Raw genomic sequence first — 14809 nt, 5'->3', positions numbered from 1 at the left:
CCGCGCCCCGGCGTACGAGCGGGCGGCGGCGCGGGGGTACGGCGGCGCGAGGGGGTACAGGGTTACGGCGGCACGGGTGACCGTGGTGAACGCCTCAGGAAGGCAGCGACGCCGCCATCGCCGCTGCCGCGCGGCGCACCCGGGACGCGTCGTCGCGGACGGTCCGGCTGAACTCCATGTGCAGGAACGGCACGCCCTGGGCCTCGGCCTCCCTGCCCTGCACATTGCCCCGGCCCTCCAGCGCGCAACGGCGGGCCCAGGCGCGGCACACGGCGAAGCCCTCGCGGCGCAGGGCCGTCGCGGTGCGGCGGGCGGTCGGCAGGCCCTTGTCCGCCGAGCCCAGGGACGCGATCACGTCGTAGCCCGGTTCGGTGCTGTCGGCGAAGCCGTGGACCTGGAGGCCGGGGAGGTGGCGGGCGGCCAGCTCGTCGCAGACGGCGTCGAAGACGGTGTCCCTGCGGTGCGCCACGTCGGCGCGGCCCTTGCGGTCGGCGTTGCGGTGGGCCCCGGCCATGACGAGTACGCCGCCCCGCCGGGCCCGCAGCACTCCGATGCCGAGCTGCTCGCTGCCGGAGTCCGCCACCGGGTGCGGCACCTGGACCGACCAGCGGGGCGTGGCGCTCAGGTCGATGTAGATCCGGCCCCAGCCCCGGTGGCCCTCCGCCGCCCGGTCGGAGATCTCCGCGAACCGGCGGCCGGTCACCGTGTCGGTGAAGGTGCTGATGCCGAAGTCGATGCCGTCGAGGCGCCGCCCGGCCTCGCCCCGCCGTCCGTCGAGGAAGAGCCCCACGGCTTCGGCGGCGGTACGGCGCTGCGCGCGCAGGGGCGGCAGGTACTCGCTGCGCGCGACCGTGTCATGGGTGAAGTCGGTGATGCGACGGGCCAGGTCCACGCCGTCGCGGCCGTCTGTCGGGGAGTCCCCGGGGCGGTCGTCCCCGGAACTCGGCCCTCCGCCCCCGAACGGAACAAAAAGGGCCACGAGTGCCCCCAGAGTGATGACCATCACGGCAATACCGATCAGTGTTCGCTTGATCGTTACCTTCGAGGTCGGTTTCCGTGCCATAGACATATAAAAATATCAGGGGTGTCCCGCCATTTGTCTTCCGTCTCCGTCGCTCGCGCCACCGCGCCCGTGCTCCTCCTCGCGGCCCTCACCGGCTGCTCGGTTCCGGGTGGTGGCAGCGACTCCGCGGATACGAAGGAGGGGCCTTCCTTCACCGTCGCCGCGGCCGGGGACGTCCTGATCCACCCCCAGCTGACCGAGCAGGGGCGCAAGGACGCCGCCGCGGGCGGGGACAAGACCGGGAAGAAGATCGACTTCCATCCGCTGATGGCCGGGATCAAGCCCGTGATCAGCAAGGCCGACCTGGCGATCTGCCACTTCGAGCCGGTCGCGGGCAAGCCGCAGGGGCCGTTCGAGGGCTTCCCCGACTTCGTCGTGCCGCCGCAGATCACCACGGCGCTCAAGGACGTCGGCTACGACACCTGCTCGACGGCCTCGAACCACACCCTGGACCACGGCGCCACCGGCGTACGGAACACGCTCGACGCGCTCGACGGGGCCGGGCTCAAGCACACCGGCTCCGCGCGCAGCAGCGAAGAGGCCGCCAAGCCGCTGATCATGGACGTCAAGGGCGTGAAGGTCGCCCAGCTCTCCTACGCCTTCGGCTTCAACGGGCGGAAGGTCCCGGCCAACAAGCCGTGGCTGACCAACGAGACCGACTTCAAGCGGATCGCCGCCGCCGAGAAGGCCGCCCGCAAGGCCGGTGCCGAGGTGGTGATCCTCAGCATCCACTGGGGCCGCGAGCACCATCCGGACCCGAGCAACGGGCAGTTGAAGCTGGCCCGCAAGCTGGCGCGGGAGACCGGGATCAACCTGGTGATCGGCCATCACGCCCATGTGGTGCAGCCGATGGAGAAGATCGGCAACACCTGGATCGCGTACGGCCTGGGCAACCAGGTGGCGCGGCACGACGTGCCCTCGGGACTCACCGAGGAGGGCGTCATCGGCTGGTTCGAGTTCCACAAACGCGGCGCCACCTGGGACGTGGACGCCCGGTACGTACCGACGCTGCTGACGATCCCCCCGGATGCCGACGGCAACGGAGTCGCGGACTCCGATCCGGCGGGGGTGAAGGACCACCGGCTGGTGGATCTGGCGACATCGCTGGAGAACGCCGACAAGCTGCCGGCCGCCGAGCGGGCCCGCTACCGGATGGCCTTCGAGCGGACCCAGGGCACGCTGCTCAACCGGGGCGCCGTCAAGGACGGGCTGAAACCCCTGAAGGGCATGCCGGAGTGAGCCCGGAATCCAGACGCAGACCCGGCCCCGCGACCGGACCGGGAACCAGCCCCGGACCGGTGTCGGCCCGGGGCTCGGGTCCGGCATCAGATCACGGCCCACGCACAGGTCACGGCCCACGCACAGGCCGGGGATCGGGCCGGGGCCCGCGCTCGGGCCCGCGCTCAGGTCCAGTAGCGGATCCCGGAGTGTGTACGGGAGTGGGTACGGGGCCGGGCCCCGTCGGCTGACCCCGGCGGACCGGCGACCTGCCGGACCGGCGACCTGCCGGACCGGCCGCACCCGGCGCACCGGACCCCGACCTGACCTGACCTGACCGACCGGTCGCGGGCCCCGCACGCCCGTACACCCCGCGCACCTCACCGTCTTCCAGCGCCTCCACCCCCTCCGGCCCGGCCGGTACGCCCTGATTCCGGGCTGCCGGAACGGCCCGGGGAGGGACCCCGGACGGCGGTGGTTCCGGCCGGGTGCCGGAAGTCGGAAAGCTCACACTCACCACGCTCCGTACAACCTTCCGTAAAGCTTTTATGTCCAGCAAACGGCTGTGCCTCGTTCAGCACGCCGGAACCGAGCAGACAGTCAAAGGGGAACACGATGGCCGCTTCGTCCTCGAAGCGCCGGCACAAGGTCCGCCGGCGGGCCGATATGTCGCTTCTGGGTGGCATACGTCCCCCCATCGCGGTGCTCTCCGCGCTCCTGCTGTCCCTCGCGGGCATCACCGCCCTCGGGCTGGGCAAGGCGAGCCAGGACTCCGTGCCGAAGGCGGTGCTGACCTCGCAGCAGCACTTCGCCGAGGACGGCGCCGTCACGATGCGCGCCTCGATCGACGAGAGCGTCACCGACCTCACCCGCACCGCGGGCCTCTTCAACGCGGGTGAACCGGCCACGCCCGACGCCGTGCTCGACAAGATCGGCAGCGTCTACCAGAAGTGGACCGGCACCGCCGTGGTCGAGATCAAGTCCGGCCGGATGCTCGCCGCCCGCGGCGAGAACGTCCCGGTCACCGCCATCGACACCGGCAAGCTCGCCGAGAAGGACGGGCTCAGCCCGCGCATCGTGCGGCTCCAGAACGGTGAGAGCAGGCTGCTCGCCTTCGCCCTGCTGTCCTGGCCGGACCGGCCGCAGCAGCTGCTGATCGCCTCCAACAGCCTCCGCTTCCCCGGCGTCAGCCGTGGCCAGTTCCGCTCGATCGCCGTCGTCGACACCACGGGGCACATCCTCAGCCGTGACGGCGTCCAGGAGCCGGAGCAGGTCAAGACCGCCAAGCAGCGCGAGGACGCCAAGCGCTCCGCCAAGCAGCTGACCGCCTTCGCCAAGACGGCAGCCGTCAAGACCGCACAGCACCCGCTCAAGGCCAAGGAGCCCGGCTCCGGCGGCTTCCCCGGGGTCAGCGGCAGCCTGCGCGGCAACACCTTCCGCGGCGACCGCGCCGTCGCCGGCTACGCCGCGCTCGCCGGTCCGCAGCCCGGCGAGGGCACCCTCGCCACCTCCCTCGGGCTCACCGTCGTCGCCATGGTCGACGTCGCCGAGGACCCCACCCGCGTCGCGGGCCCCTTCTTCGGACTGGTCTCCGCCGCCGCCCTGCTGCTCATCGGCGCCCTCGCGGTGGCGCTGCTGCTCGGCACGGTGCAGCGGCCGCTGCTGAAGCTGTTCCTGGAGAGCCGTCGGCTGACCCGCGGCGACCTGACCCGCCCGGTCTCCGTCCCCAGGTTCGGCGAGACGGCGCGCATCGGGCGCGCCCTGGAGCGCCTGCGCCGCCAGCTCCTCGGTGAACCGGCCGACTCCGGGGCCGCCGCGTCCGACGGCGGGCGCCCGGGGCGCCGCAGCAGGCTCGGCAGCCGCGCGCTCATCGTGATCTGCGGCATCCTCCTGCTGGCCTGGTCCGCACCGATGCTGCTGCTCTTCAACCGCGCCGACTCGACCGTGGCCGTGCCGGAGCAGGTCGTCAGCGACCAGCGCGAGCGCACCCACACCATCTCCGACCGGGTCCGGCGCGCCCTCAACGAGGGCCACGCCGACCTGGTGTCCGTCGCCTCGCTGATCGGCAACCGCACCTCCCCCGACGACATGAAGAAGGTCCTGGAGCGCACCCGCATCGAGCACCAGCGCTACCGCTCGATCTACGTACGCTCCGCCGACGGCACCGTCCAGGCCCGCTCCGGCGAGCAGCCGCGCGAACTGCCCGACGGTTCCAAGGACAAGCCGCTCTCCCAGCCCATCACCGTGGTGAACAAGTCCGGCAAGGAGCCCTCCGTCGTCGGATACGCGGAGATCCCCGGCCGGAACGGCGCCATGGTGATCGGCGAGTTCCGGATCGACTTCATCAACGGGCTGCTCAAGCGCCCCGGGCTCGGCCAGGTCCGGGTGGTCGACAGCGAGCACCGGGTCATCGGCGGCAACTCCGGCTACCTCGCCTTCGACTCCCTGCCGAAGCGGCTGGACGAGCTGGTCTCCGGCACCAACCAGCGGGTCGGCATGAACGCCCCCGCGGGCTCGGTCGTCTACCGCGACGGCGACGGCGTGCAGATCTCCGCCGCCTCGCCCTTCGCCGGTGGCGGCGCCGCGAAGCAGCTCCGCTGGACGGTGGTCAGCTGGCAGCCCGCGTCCGGCCTCGCCATCCCCGAGTACAGCTTGCAGAACCGCACCGTGCTCGCCGGTCTGCTCGGCATCACCGCCGCCGTGGCCTGCCTCGGCTGGCTGTACATCGTCGTCGTACGTCCGCTGCGCGAACTGGCCGGTCAGGCCGAGTCGCTGGCCGACGGCGACCGGCGCACCGTGCTCTTCCCGCACCACCACGACGAGGTCGGCGCGGTCACCCGCAGTCTGGAAATTGTCCGGCAGCAGCTCCAGGAGCAGCGCAAACGCGACAGCGCTCCCCTGGTCGGAAGGAACTGAACGGCCGTGCTCTTCCTCTACGGCGTGCTCGTCGTGTGCTGTGTGATCCTCCTGGTCTCCGGCATCGTCGAACAACGGCGCCACTTCACCAACCTGGAGCGCATACCCACCCGGGTGCTGATCAACGGCATCCGCGGCAAGAGCTCCATCACCCGCCTCTGCGCGGGCGCCCTGCGCGGCGGCGACCTGGTCACCGTGGCCAAGACGACCGGCACCGCGGCCCGCTTCATCCACCCGGACGCCACCGAGGAGCCGGTCTACCGCAAGTTCGGCATCGCCAACGTCGTGGAGCAGATCGGCATCGTGCGGCGCGCGGCCTCCTACAGCCCGGACGCACTGGTCATCGAGTGCATGGCCGTCATGCCGGCGCTCCAGGAGATCAACCAGTCCAAGCTGATCCGGTCGACGATCGGTGTGCTGTGCAACGTACGTGAGGACCACCTCGCCGAGATGGGCCCCACGCTCGACGACGTGGCCCGCTCGCTGTGCCGCTCCATGCCGGAGGGCGGCATCTGTGTCACCGCCGAGCAGGACCGCTTCCACATCCTCCAGGAGGAGGCGGACGCCCGGGACTGCAAGCTGATCTACGCGGACCCGGAGACGGTGAGCGACGAGGAGCTGCGCGGCTTCAGCTGGTTCACCTTCAAGGAGAACGTGGCCATCGCGCTGACGGTCGCCGAACTCCTCGGCGTGGACCGGGAGACCGCCCTCCAGGGCATGTACGACGCTCCGCCGGACCCGGGTGTCCTCTCGGTCGAGCGGTACCGCACCCATGACGACAAGCGGGTGCGCTTCGCCAACGTCTTCGCGGCGAACGACCCCGAGTCGACGCTGATGAACATCAACCAGCTCCTCGACCTCGGCGCGATCGAACGGCCGCTCAACGTCGTGATCAACTGCCGTCCCGACCGGGTCGAGCGCAATGGCCAGATGGGGCAGATCATCCCCGATCTCCAGCCGGAGAAGGTGTTCGTGATCGGTCACCCGGCGAAGAGCGCCATCGACGCGATCCCGGCGGAGTGGCGCCACACCGCGGTCGACCTCGGCGGCGACAAGCGCGACCCCGAGGAGTTCATGAACGAGCTGCTCGGTCACCTGGGCGCGGCGTCGTCGCTGGTCGCGATCGGCAACATCCACGGTCAGGGCGAACTGCTCCTGGAGCACCTCGCCGAACTGCCCGCCGACGAGACGCCGGACGAGACCCCGCAGGGCCCGTCGGGCGGACCGTCGGACGGGGCGCCCGCGCAGGCCGCCCCGCAGGCGCCCGCGCGCACCGCCGACCCGGCCGGCGCACCGACCGACGAAGGCCCGGCCACCGCCGCCCTCCCGCCGGTCCCGGCCCGGCGGCAGCAGTCGCCGCACGCCCAGCAGCCGCGGCACGACGAGACCCTGGCGCTCCCCCGCTACACCCCGCGCCTCGACCCGTACCAGCCGTACCCCGAGGCGTACGAGGCGCGGTACCAGCAGACCGCCCGCCCGGCCGCCCCGGCACAGCCGCGTCAGCACCAGCCGCAGCAGCACCACCAGCCGCAGCAGCACCAGCAGCCTCACGCGCACCAGAGCCAGCAGCCGCAGCAGCCGCATGAGCTGCCTCAGGGCCAGCAGGCGCATCAGCTGTCGCAGGACCACCAGGTGCCCCCGCAGCAGCAGAACACGCAGCAGCACGAGCAGCCGCACCACGAACAGAACCAGCACCAGCAGCACCAGCAGCAGCACGAGCAGCGGCAGCACCACGAGCCACCGCTCCAGAGTCCGGAAGACCCGGCCGAACGGCCCGCACCCCATGTCCGCGGCATGTTCGAGCCGGTCCGGCCGCCCGCCCCGGCCCAGCAGGAATACCCAGGAGAACCCCGTTGATCCCCTCCGTCCTCACCCCTGAGATTGCCGCCATAGGCATCGCCCTGGGGCTGATGTTCTCGCTGGTCTGCTACCTGACGACCAACCTCTCCCCCGGCGGGATGATCACCCCGGGCTGGCTGGCGCTCACCCTCGTCGAGGACCTCCAGCGCGCGGCCATGGTGGTCGGCGTGACCGTTCTGACGTACGTGGCGGTGCTCGGCCTCCAGAAGGTCGTGATCCTCTACGGCAAGCGGCTGTTCTCCACGGTCGTCCTCACCGGTGTCATCTTCCAGGCGACGCTGATGATCGTGCTGTCGATCGAGTTCCCGCTGATGTACACCAACCAGACCCTGGGCTTCATCGTCCCCGGCCTGATCGCGTACCAGCTCGTCCGTCAGCCCAAGGGCGCGACCCTGCTGGCGACCGGCTCGGTGACGCTCATGGCCTATGTCGTTCTCACCGCAGGCATCCTGCTCGGCGCGCTGCCGACCGTCTGACCCGACCCTCCGGAGCTGACTGACTCATGAGTCCCAAGACCAAGCGCCGCCCTCGTCAGGCGCTGCACGCCGTCACGGTGACCGCTCTGCTCGCGGGCAGCGCCTACCTCACCGTCGAGCTGCGCAAGGACGAACAGGCCAAGGCCCCGGCCGTGCAGGCCGTCACCGACAACCCGGCGCTGAAGTCGTCGAACCTGAAGAACGGCGAACAGCGCTGGGAGCGGCTGCGCAACCCGTCCCGCTCCCTGCTGCGCGGCACCGACGGCGAGATCCTCGCCAGCTTCACCGACGGCGCCCGCACCGCCACTCTCACCGGCCCCAGCCGCACCTTCACCGAGCCCAGCACCACCGCGTCCAAGGTCGTCACCGAGGACTGGGTGCGGCTGATGCCGTACCAGTGGAAGAAGGGCTCCGAGAACGAGAAGTGGTTCAAGGACTGGTTCAAGGAGTTCTTCGGCAGCGAGGAGGACGACCTCTTCGCCACCGCCTTCCAGTACGTCGCCGACGCCCCGGTCAAGAAGGACGACGAAGGCGTTCCGTACGCCGGTGACGCCAACTTCGGTCCGCTCAACCCGAACGGCAGCGAGGGCAACGACCTGCGGCTGGAGGAGTCCGACTTCTTCGACTACCTCGGCATCCCGTACACCTTCCGCAACGGCACGACGATGCAGCCCCGCGCCGAGCGCGCCCGCTCCATGGACTGCTCGGGCTTCATCCGTACGGTGTTCGGCTACCGGGCCCGCTACCCGCTCATGGCCACCGACGCCTCCGGCGACGGCCTGCCGCGCACCGCCAACGGGATGGCCCGCTCGCACCGCGGCACGGACGTGATCCCGCTCAAGGGCATCACGCCCGCCGACCGGCCGAAGAACATCGATGTGCTGCAACCCGGTGACCTGGTCTTCTTCAAGCTCGACCAGCGCACCAAGCAGCGGCTCGACCACGTCGGCATGTTCATGGGGCACGACACCGACGGCCACAAGATCTTCATCTCCAGCCGCGAGGAAGCCAACGGCCCGACCATCGGCGACAAGGGCGGCACGTCCCGTCTCGACGGGAACGGCTACTACGCGGCGACGCTGCGCAGCGCGAAGCGTCTGTGACCCCGCAACCAACCGGCCGTCAGCCCGTCTCAGCCGTCAGCCGAGACGGGCTGACGGCTGACGGCTGACGGCTGACGGCTGACGGTCGGCGACGTCAGCGCAGTTCCTCCGGGCAGGGCGTGCCGGGTGACAGCTGGTACGGGGCGGCCAGCCGGTAGACGCCCGGCCTCGGGGCGAGCAGCTCCGTCCACTCGTCGCCGTCCGCGTCCTCCTCGACCTTGAGCAGACAGCCGTTGCTGTTGACGAAGGTCCGCGGGGTGTTCTCGTCCGTGCGCCGCTTGGACTCCTCGGTCTCCTGCGGCCGCTCGACGCTCTTGCCCTCGGCGTCGACCAGGGCCAGCCAGCGCGAGTACGGGATGCGGATCAGGACACGGCCCGGTGTCTTCACATGGATGGTCAGCTCGCCCGCACCGGCCCGGTCCACCGTGGCCGGCGGATCGGCGAGCGGCACGGGGCCGTCCACCTCGAAGAGCCGCCAGTTGGCGTCGGACCACACCGGCTTCAGATACGGCAGCCCCCCGTCGACGAGCTGTGCCTCCTGCACCGCGCCGTTGGAGTCCGGCGTTCCCTTGGGCAGCACCACGTAGTGCACCGCCCAGCGGTCGAGCCACTGACGGTAGTTGGCGCTGTTCAGGGTGTCGTCGTAGAAGAGCGGATTGCGCTCCATGTCCGCCTGCCGGTTCCAGCCCCGGGCGAGGTTGACGTAGGGAGCGAGCGCGGACGCCTCCCGGTGGCTGCTCGCGGGCACGACCTCGACCCTGCCCCGCTCGGCGCCGACCTGTTGCAGCTCATTGACCAGCGGGGCCAGCTCGCGCGCCCAGGAGGCGGTGGGAGCGGTGCGGACGATGTCGTCGACGCCCTTGAAGCCGATCCAGAAGTTCAGCCCGGCGAACGCGATGACCAGCGCGTACCAGCGCCGGGTGCGCGGTGCGGTGTACGGCAGCGCGGCGAGGAACACCACCCCGGCGAACAGCATCGCCATCCGGGTGACGTTCGAGCCGATCTGCGAGTCGACCACATAGGTCAGCAGCGTTCCGACGCCGTACACGGCCGCCGCGGTGCGGACCGTCTTCCAGTCGCGCGGTACGAGGACGAAGACGAGGACCGCGAAAATGAACGGCAGCGAGAGCGTCGCGATGGACATGGGCTGGGTGCCGGAGAACGGGAACAGCCAGGCGGACAGCGCCACCACCGCGACCGGGGCGAGCCCGATGGCGTACGCGCCGGGGCGCCGCTTGTTCAGGAACAGCGCGGCGGCGACCACGCCCAGGAACAGCCCGGCCACGGGGCTGCTCGCCGTCGCGAGCCCGGCGAGCGGCGCGGCGACGGCCGCCTTCGCCCACCGCTTGTACCGCCAGCGGTGGGGCCAGCAGAACACCGCGGCCGTCGCACCCACCGCGAACATCATGCCGAGCCCGAACGTCACCCGCCCCGACAGCGCGTTGCACAGATACGCGAACGCCCCGGCGAGCGAGCAGGCCAACGGATTGCGCACGGCCCGGACCCGGACCAGGATCAGCGCGGTCAGCGCCGACGACACGGTCCCGGCGATCATCATCGTCGTCCGCACACCGAGCACCGACATCAGATACGGCGAGACGACGCTGTACGAGACGGGGTGCATGCCCCCGTACCAGGCCAGGTTGTACGCCGTACCGGGATGCCGCCCGACGAATTCCGCCCAGGCGTCCTGGGCCGCGAGGTCGCCGCCGCTGTTCGCGCCGAAGAAGAACCAGAGCAGGTGGGTGAGGGCGGCGACGGCGGTGGTGATCGTCACCGGATGCCGCAGCAGCCGTTCGGCGCGGGCCCCGCGCGACGGGCCGGTGTGCGGCGCGAAGCCGCCCCGGGCTCCCGCGTCCTTCTGCGACGGTGCGGCCGTGCACGTACCGCTGCCGCCGATGTCGCCGCTCCTCATGCCTGTACTTCCGGTCGCCTCATGGCCGGGCCCCGGCTCCGCGGTGGTCACTACGGCTCTCCCCGTCTCCCCGGATCCGCCTGCCCCGTGCCTCTGTGAGGACGCCGTCCCAGCGTCATCGAGTTGCCTCGGGACGCTAACACGTACGCAGTACGGAAGGGGGTGCCGGGATCGGCACCCCCTTCTGTCATCGGGTCGTTCCGGCCATCGGGCCGTTCCCGCCGACCGGTCAGCCGACGCGGGTCAGCTTGTCCCCGAAGGTCGGCTCGGCCAGATCGCCCTGCAACGCGACGGGCACCTTCACCTGGCTGGTTCCCTCACCGACGGTGAGGGTGCCGACGGGTGTCCCGGCCTTCGCCGAGTGCGGGATCGTCTTCCCGCCGTCGGTCAGTTCGATCTTGACCGTGAGGCCGGCCCAGCCGACCACCGTCACGTCCTTCGTCGCGACGACCGGGGTGCTGCCGCCCAGACCGTCGGAGACGGATCCGACGACATCACCCTTCTCGATGACCTTCGCGTTCTTCAGCAGATCCTGCGTCGCGATCATGACGTCCTTGCTGACCGCGTTGGCCGTGTCGATGATCGGGTTCTTGTGCTGGCCCAGTACGGCGCCGACGATCAGCTGGTCGGTCTTGCCGACCATCTTGTGCGCGGCGAAGAGGAGGTTGCCGCCGGCCTTGGTGGTGGAACCGGTCTTGATGCCGAGCGAGCCGTTGAACGGGACGAGGTTGTTCCAGTTCCGCCACTCGTGACCCGAGGGGTCGGCCCACGACGGCAGCACGGTGATCGCCATGAGCGCCGGGATCTCCACCAGCTTCTCGCCCAGCTTCACCTGGTCCTCGGCCGAACTGACCGTGGTCGCGTTGAGGCCGGACGGGTCGGTGTACGTGGTGTTCTTCATGCCGAGCGACTTGGCGGTGTCGTTCATCTTCTTGACGAACGCCTTCTCGGAACCCGCGTCCCAGCGCGCCAGCAGCCGCGCGATGTTGTTGGCGGACGGGATCATGATGGCCGAGAGCGCCTGCTTCAGGGTGAGCTTGTCACCCTCCTTCACGGTGTTGAGCGTCGACTCGCCCGCCTCGTCGTACCCGCCCTCCTTCTCCGCCGTGGCGTCGACCTCGATGGACGGCCCCTCCTCGCCCTTCTTCAGGGGGTGGTCCTTGAGCACGATGTAGGCGGTCATCGCCTTGGCCACACTGCCGATCGGCACGGCCTTCTGCTCGCCGAACGAGCCCACCGGGCCCAGGCCGGTCGCCGCCATGTAGCCCTGGCCCTCGTTGGGCCACGGCAGGGACGGCTTGCCGCCCTCGAAGGTGTACGTGTCCTTCGCCGACATCTGAAGCTCGGGGTCCGGGAGCGGGCGGACCATCTGCACGATCGCAAAGACGATCAAGAGGAGCAGGACCAGCGGGGTCCAGATCTTGACCCTGCGGACGGCGGTGCGGACGGGCGTCTCGGGGGGCGGAGGCGTGTTCGTCAGCTCGGCCAGCAGGTCGAGCGGCGGCCTGGGCGGCATCGGCTGCTGCGTGGTCCGGTCGCCGGTGTACGGGGCGGCGGGGGCGGCCGGGGCAGCGGGCGTCTCGGGCTTGCGGGGCGCGGGCGCCGACGCGGGCCGTGCGTCGTCGCCGCGCAGCGGTACGAACTTGCTGGTCCGTTCGGCGGCGGACTCGGGCTCGGAGTCGGCGCCGGGGGCGTTCTTCGGCTTCTTCGGCTCGGGCGGGGTGATCTTCAGCGCGGTCGTGGGCTGGTCGACCCGGGCGGCGGGCGACCTGAAGATGGCGGTCGGCTGGTCGATGCCCTGCTTGTCGCCGTCCTGCTTGGCGCTGTCCTGCTTGGCGCTGTCCTGCTTGGCGCTGCCTTCGGCAGCGTCGGAGGCAGCGTCTTCGGCGGGGGCGGGGGTCTCCTCGGAGCCTTCGGGCTCGGACTCGGAGTCGTCGGTGGCCCCGGCGTCGGCGCCGGCTTCCCCGGACTTGGCCCCGGACTTGGCCCCGGTGGTCTTGGCTTCGTCGGCCTCGGCCTTGTCGGCCTCGGCCTTGTCGGCCTCCGTCTTGTCGGCCTTCGGCTCGTCCTTCTTCTCCTCGGACTTCTCCTCGGACGGCTCGTCCTTGCCCTTGGCCGCATCCGCGTCGGCGTCGGCGCTCTTCCCCGCCTCGCCGTCCTCGCCGTCGTCGTCCTTCGACACCCAGGCGGCAACGGCCGCACGCAGCCGCGCGTCGCCTTCCCCGGTGCCCTCGGCGGCCTCCGCGGGCTCCGCCGGCTCCTCCTCGTCCGCTGCGGCATCCGTAGCGGCGGGCGCACCGGCGCCCTCAGCGGCCTCAGACGCCTTCTCCGGACGCTCAGGGGCCTTTCCGGCCCCCTTGCCCTCCGCGGCCTCCTCGGCGCTCACAGCGCCGCCAGGGCCCTCGGTGCCGGTCTCGGCTTCGAGCTCGGCTTCAGCCTTCACCGACGGCTCGGCGGCGTCATCGCTGCCGCCGTTCTCGCCGCCGTCACCGTTTCCGGCGCTCTCCGCACCCTTGGCGCTCTCCGCGCTGTCGACGCTCTCGCCGGACTTCTCGTCGCCGGACGGCGCCGTGCGGAAGACAGCCGTGGCCGTGTCCGACTTGGCGCCCGTGCCGTCCGTGGCGACCGGTGCCGTGCGGAAGACGGCCGTGGCCGTGTCCGTCTTGGTGTCGGCCGTCTTGGTGTCGGCCGCGCCGTCGGCGGACGGTTCACGGAAGACGGCGAGCCGCGGATCACTCTCGCTCCGAGCCGTACCCGACGACTTCTGCTGCTTCGACCTGTCGGGGGACTCGCCCGCCACCGATGCCTCCTCCATGCGGCACGGGGAGACCCCCCGCGCTGTCCGAACCATCTACCAGTGTCCTGTGTGAACCACCGGCCCGGCTGCTAGACGAGAACGACATACCTACTGGTTCCCATACAAAGCACCCAGGCGCTCTCGACAGACCAATGTGAGAGGGGTCACCCTGTCATTCATCCACGCGGGGAGGCATGGATGGGCAGGAGCCGCAGAACAATTCCGGAAGAACTTCTGCTGCTCGCTCTGGACCCGACCACGGGTACCACAGCGCAGCCGCAGTCGCTCGACCTCGGCCTGGCCGGAGCTCAGCTAGTGGAGCTGGCTCTGGCAGGACGGATAGCCCCTGACGGGGATCGTATCGCCGTGGTGATGCCACGGCCGACAGGAGATCCGACTCTGGACTCCGCACTGGAACTGCTGCGCCGACGCGGCAGCCCGGTTCGGGCGGTCCACTGGATCGGCGGGCCCCGGCTGGGGCTGCGCCAGATCTACCTCGCACACCTGGAGCGGTGCGGCATGGTGCATGCCGTGGCGGGCCAGATGTGCGGAGTGCTGCCGACGACTCGCTACCAGGCGACGGACACGGCAATCAGCCGGGACATCAGAACCAGGCTGGACAGTGCGATCCGCACCGGCGTACCGCCGGACCCGCGGACCGCGGCGCTCGCCGCGCTGGCCCACGCGGTCGGACTCGGCAAGCACCTGTATCCCGGGAACGAGGGGCGTTCATCACGCTCCCGGCTCCGGGACCTGATCAGACACGACCCGATGGGCGGCCTCGTGGCGCACGCCGTGATGGACGTCCAGAACGGGGCGGTCGCACAGCCGCGCCGCAATCAAGCGGCCGGAGTTCCATTGCAACCGCAAGTACAGCCCCAAGCGCGCCGCGGCAGCATGGCGCACACCGCGGCCCACTAGGGCACGTATCGAAAGTGACGTCGTCCGCCCGAAGGGCGGGCCCGGCGGTGTGCGGCGCGTGTGATCGCGAGGCGGAGGGTCGCCCCGATACCTGGTGTATCGGGGCGATCCCGACAACGCGGCAAGCGTGCGTGCCGGGCGCCGCCGGGCAGACGGGACTCTCGACACACGCGCCGGACGCCGTGCAGCCCGGCCGCCGGCCGAACGACGCCAGTTCGGAGACACGGGGCCGATCACACCGCTGGGCCGCACGAACGATTGATCGTCGGCGGAACGACCGCCGGAACGCAGGCGGAGTCCGCTACGGCGTAAGGGACTTCCGCCAACGACTTCGGCCACCGGGTCCCGGCCCGCCGCAGTCCCACCGATCCCGCTCGGGCCACCTTCTACGCCTGCCATGACCCGGCCGTCACCCGGCCGTCACCCGGCCGAGGGACCATCACCGCAGGGCGCGTACGTCCCGACTCACCGCGGATCCCCGCGTGACTGACCGACCGCAACGATGCCCGGCCGACGGACGGCCGCCGTTCACAGGGCGCA

General features: G+C 70.9%; 9 protein-coding genes. 6 read left to right on the top strand and 3 right to left on the bottom strand.

Annotated elements, in window-relative coordinates; all coding sequences use genetic code 11:
• Window positions 1-94: 94 nt before the first annotated feature.
• Complete coding sequence (locus tag ACFVFH_RS19485; protein WP_383770039.1) at window positions 95-892, bottom strand: hypothetical protein; 798 nt, start codon at window positions 890-892, stop codon at window positions 95-97.
• A gap of 192 nt (window positions 893-1084) precedes the next feature.
• Here ACFVFH_RS19485 and ACFVFH_RS19480 point away from each other — a divergent pair, with 192 nt between their 5' ends.
• The 5 genes from ACFVFH_RS19480 (at window position 1085) to ACFVFH_RS19460 (ending at window position 8636) form a co-directional block, all read left to right on the top strand.
• Entirely contained in the window at window positions 1085-2302 is a 1218-nt protein-coding gene (locus ACFVFH_RS19480) for a CapA family protein (protein WP_383770036.1), read from the top strand.
• Window positions 2303-2896: 594 nt separating this feature from the next.
• Window positions 2897-5197 (top strand): HAMP domain-containing protein, encoded by a 2301-nt coding sequence (locus ACFVFH_RS19475; protein WP_383770034.1) that lies wholly within the window; start codon window positions 2897-2899, stop codon window positions 5195-5197.
• 6 nt (window positions 5198-5203) lie between these two features.
• Window positions 5204-7054 carry a poly-gamma-glutamate synthase PgsB gene (pgsB, locus tag ACFVFH_RS19470; RefSeq protein ID WP_383770032.1) on the top strand — a complete coding sequence of 617 codons (1851 nt, stop codon included), beginning with the start codon at window positions 5204-5206 and terminating at the stop codon, window positions 7052-7054.
• The gene (locus ACFVFH_RS19465; RefSeq protein ID WP_093540014.1) at window positions 7051-7533 is read left to right on the top strand and encodes a poly-gamma-glutamate biosynthesis protein PgsC/CapC; all 483 of its coding nucleotides are present in this window, start codon (window positions 7051-7053) and stop codon (window positions 7531-7533) included. The genes pgsB and ACFVFH_RS19465 overlap by 4 nt, the downstream gene beginning before the upstream one ends.
• A 26-nt stretch (window positions 7534-7559) precedes the next feature.
• The gene (locus ACFVFH_RS19460; protein ID WP_383770029.1) at window positions 7560-8636 is read left to right on the top strand and encodes a C40 family peptidase; all 1077 of its coding nucleotides are present in this window, start codon (window positions 7560-7562) and stop codon (window positions 8634-8636) included.
• Window positions 8637-8730: 94 nt separating this feature from the next.
• On the opposite strand, the gene ACFVFH_RS19455 is transcribed toward ACFVFH_RS19460, so the two are convergent.
• Window positions 8731-10551, bottom strand: a complete 1821-nt coding sequence (locus ACFVFH_RS19455; RefSeq protein WP_383770026.1) for an MFS transporter — start codon at window positions 10549-10551, stop codon at window positions 8731-8733.
• A gap of 229 nt (window positions 10552-10780) precedes the next feature.
• A complete protein-coding gene (locus ACFVFH_RS19450; protein ID WP_383770024.1) occupies window positions 10781-13366 on the bottom strand; it encodes a D-alanyl-D-alanine carboxypeptidase in 2586 nt (861 codons plus the stop codon).
• Window positions 13367-13546: 180 nt separating this feature from the next.
• Between ACFVFH_RS19450 and ACFVFH_RS19445 the strand changes: the two genes are divergently transcribed.
• Window positions 13547-14269 carry a GPP34 family phosphoprotein gene (locus ACFVFH_RS19445; protein ID WP_383770022.1) on the top strand — a complete coding sequence of 241 codons (723 nt, stop codon included), beginning with the start codon at window positions 13547-13549 and terminating at the stop codon, window positions 14267-14269.
• Window positions 14270-14809 lie beyond the last annotated feature (540 nt).

The sequence above is a fragment of the Streptomyces sp. NPDC057697 genome, from assembly GCF_042799335.1.
Lineage (GTDB): Bacteria > Actinomycetota > Actinomycetes > Streptomycetales > Streptomycetaceae > Streptomyces.
The sequence above is the reverse complement of the archived record's forward strand: the minus strand, read 5'-3'. Positions and strand labels throughout refer to the sequence as shown.

Bases quoted from the DNA above. Each gene is read 5' to 3' on its own strand.
- ACFVFH_RS19455 (WP_383770026.1), bottom strand. From the start codon at position 10,551: ATGAGGAGCGGCGACATCGGCGGCAGCGGTACGTGCACGGCCGCACCG.
- ACFVFH_RS19450 (WP_383770024.1), bottom strand. From the start codon at position 13,366: ATGGAGGAGGCATCGGTGGCGGGCGAGTCCCCCGACAGGTCGAAGCAG.
- ACFVFH_RS19460 (WP_383770029.1), top strand. From the start codon at position 7,560: ATGAGTCCCAAGACCAAGCGCCGCCCTCGTCAGGCGCTGCACGCCGTC.
- ACFVFH_RS19475 (WP_383770034.1), top strand. From the start codon at position 2,897: ATGGCCGCTTCGTCCTCGAAGCGCCGGCACAAGGTCCGCCGGCGGGCC.
- ACFVFH_RS19445 (WP_383770022.1), top strand. From the start codon at position 13,547: ATGGGCAGGAGCCGCAGAACAATTCCGGAAGAACTTCTGCTGCTCGCT.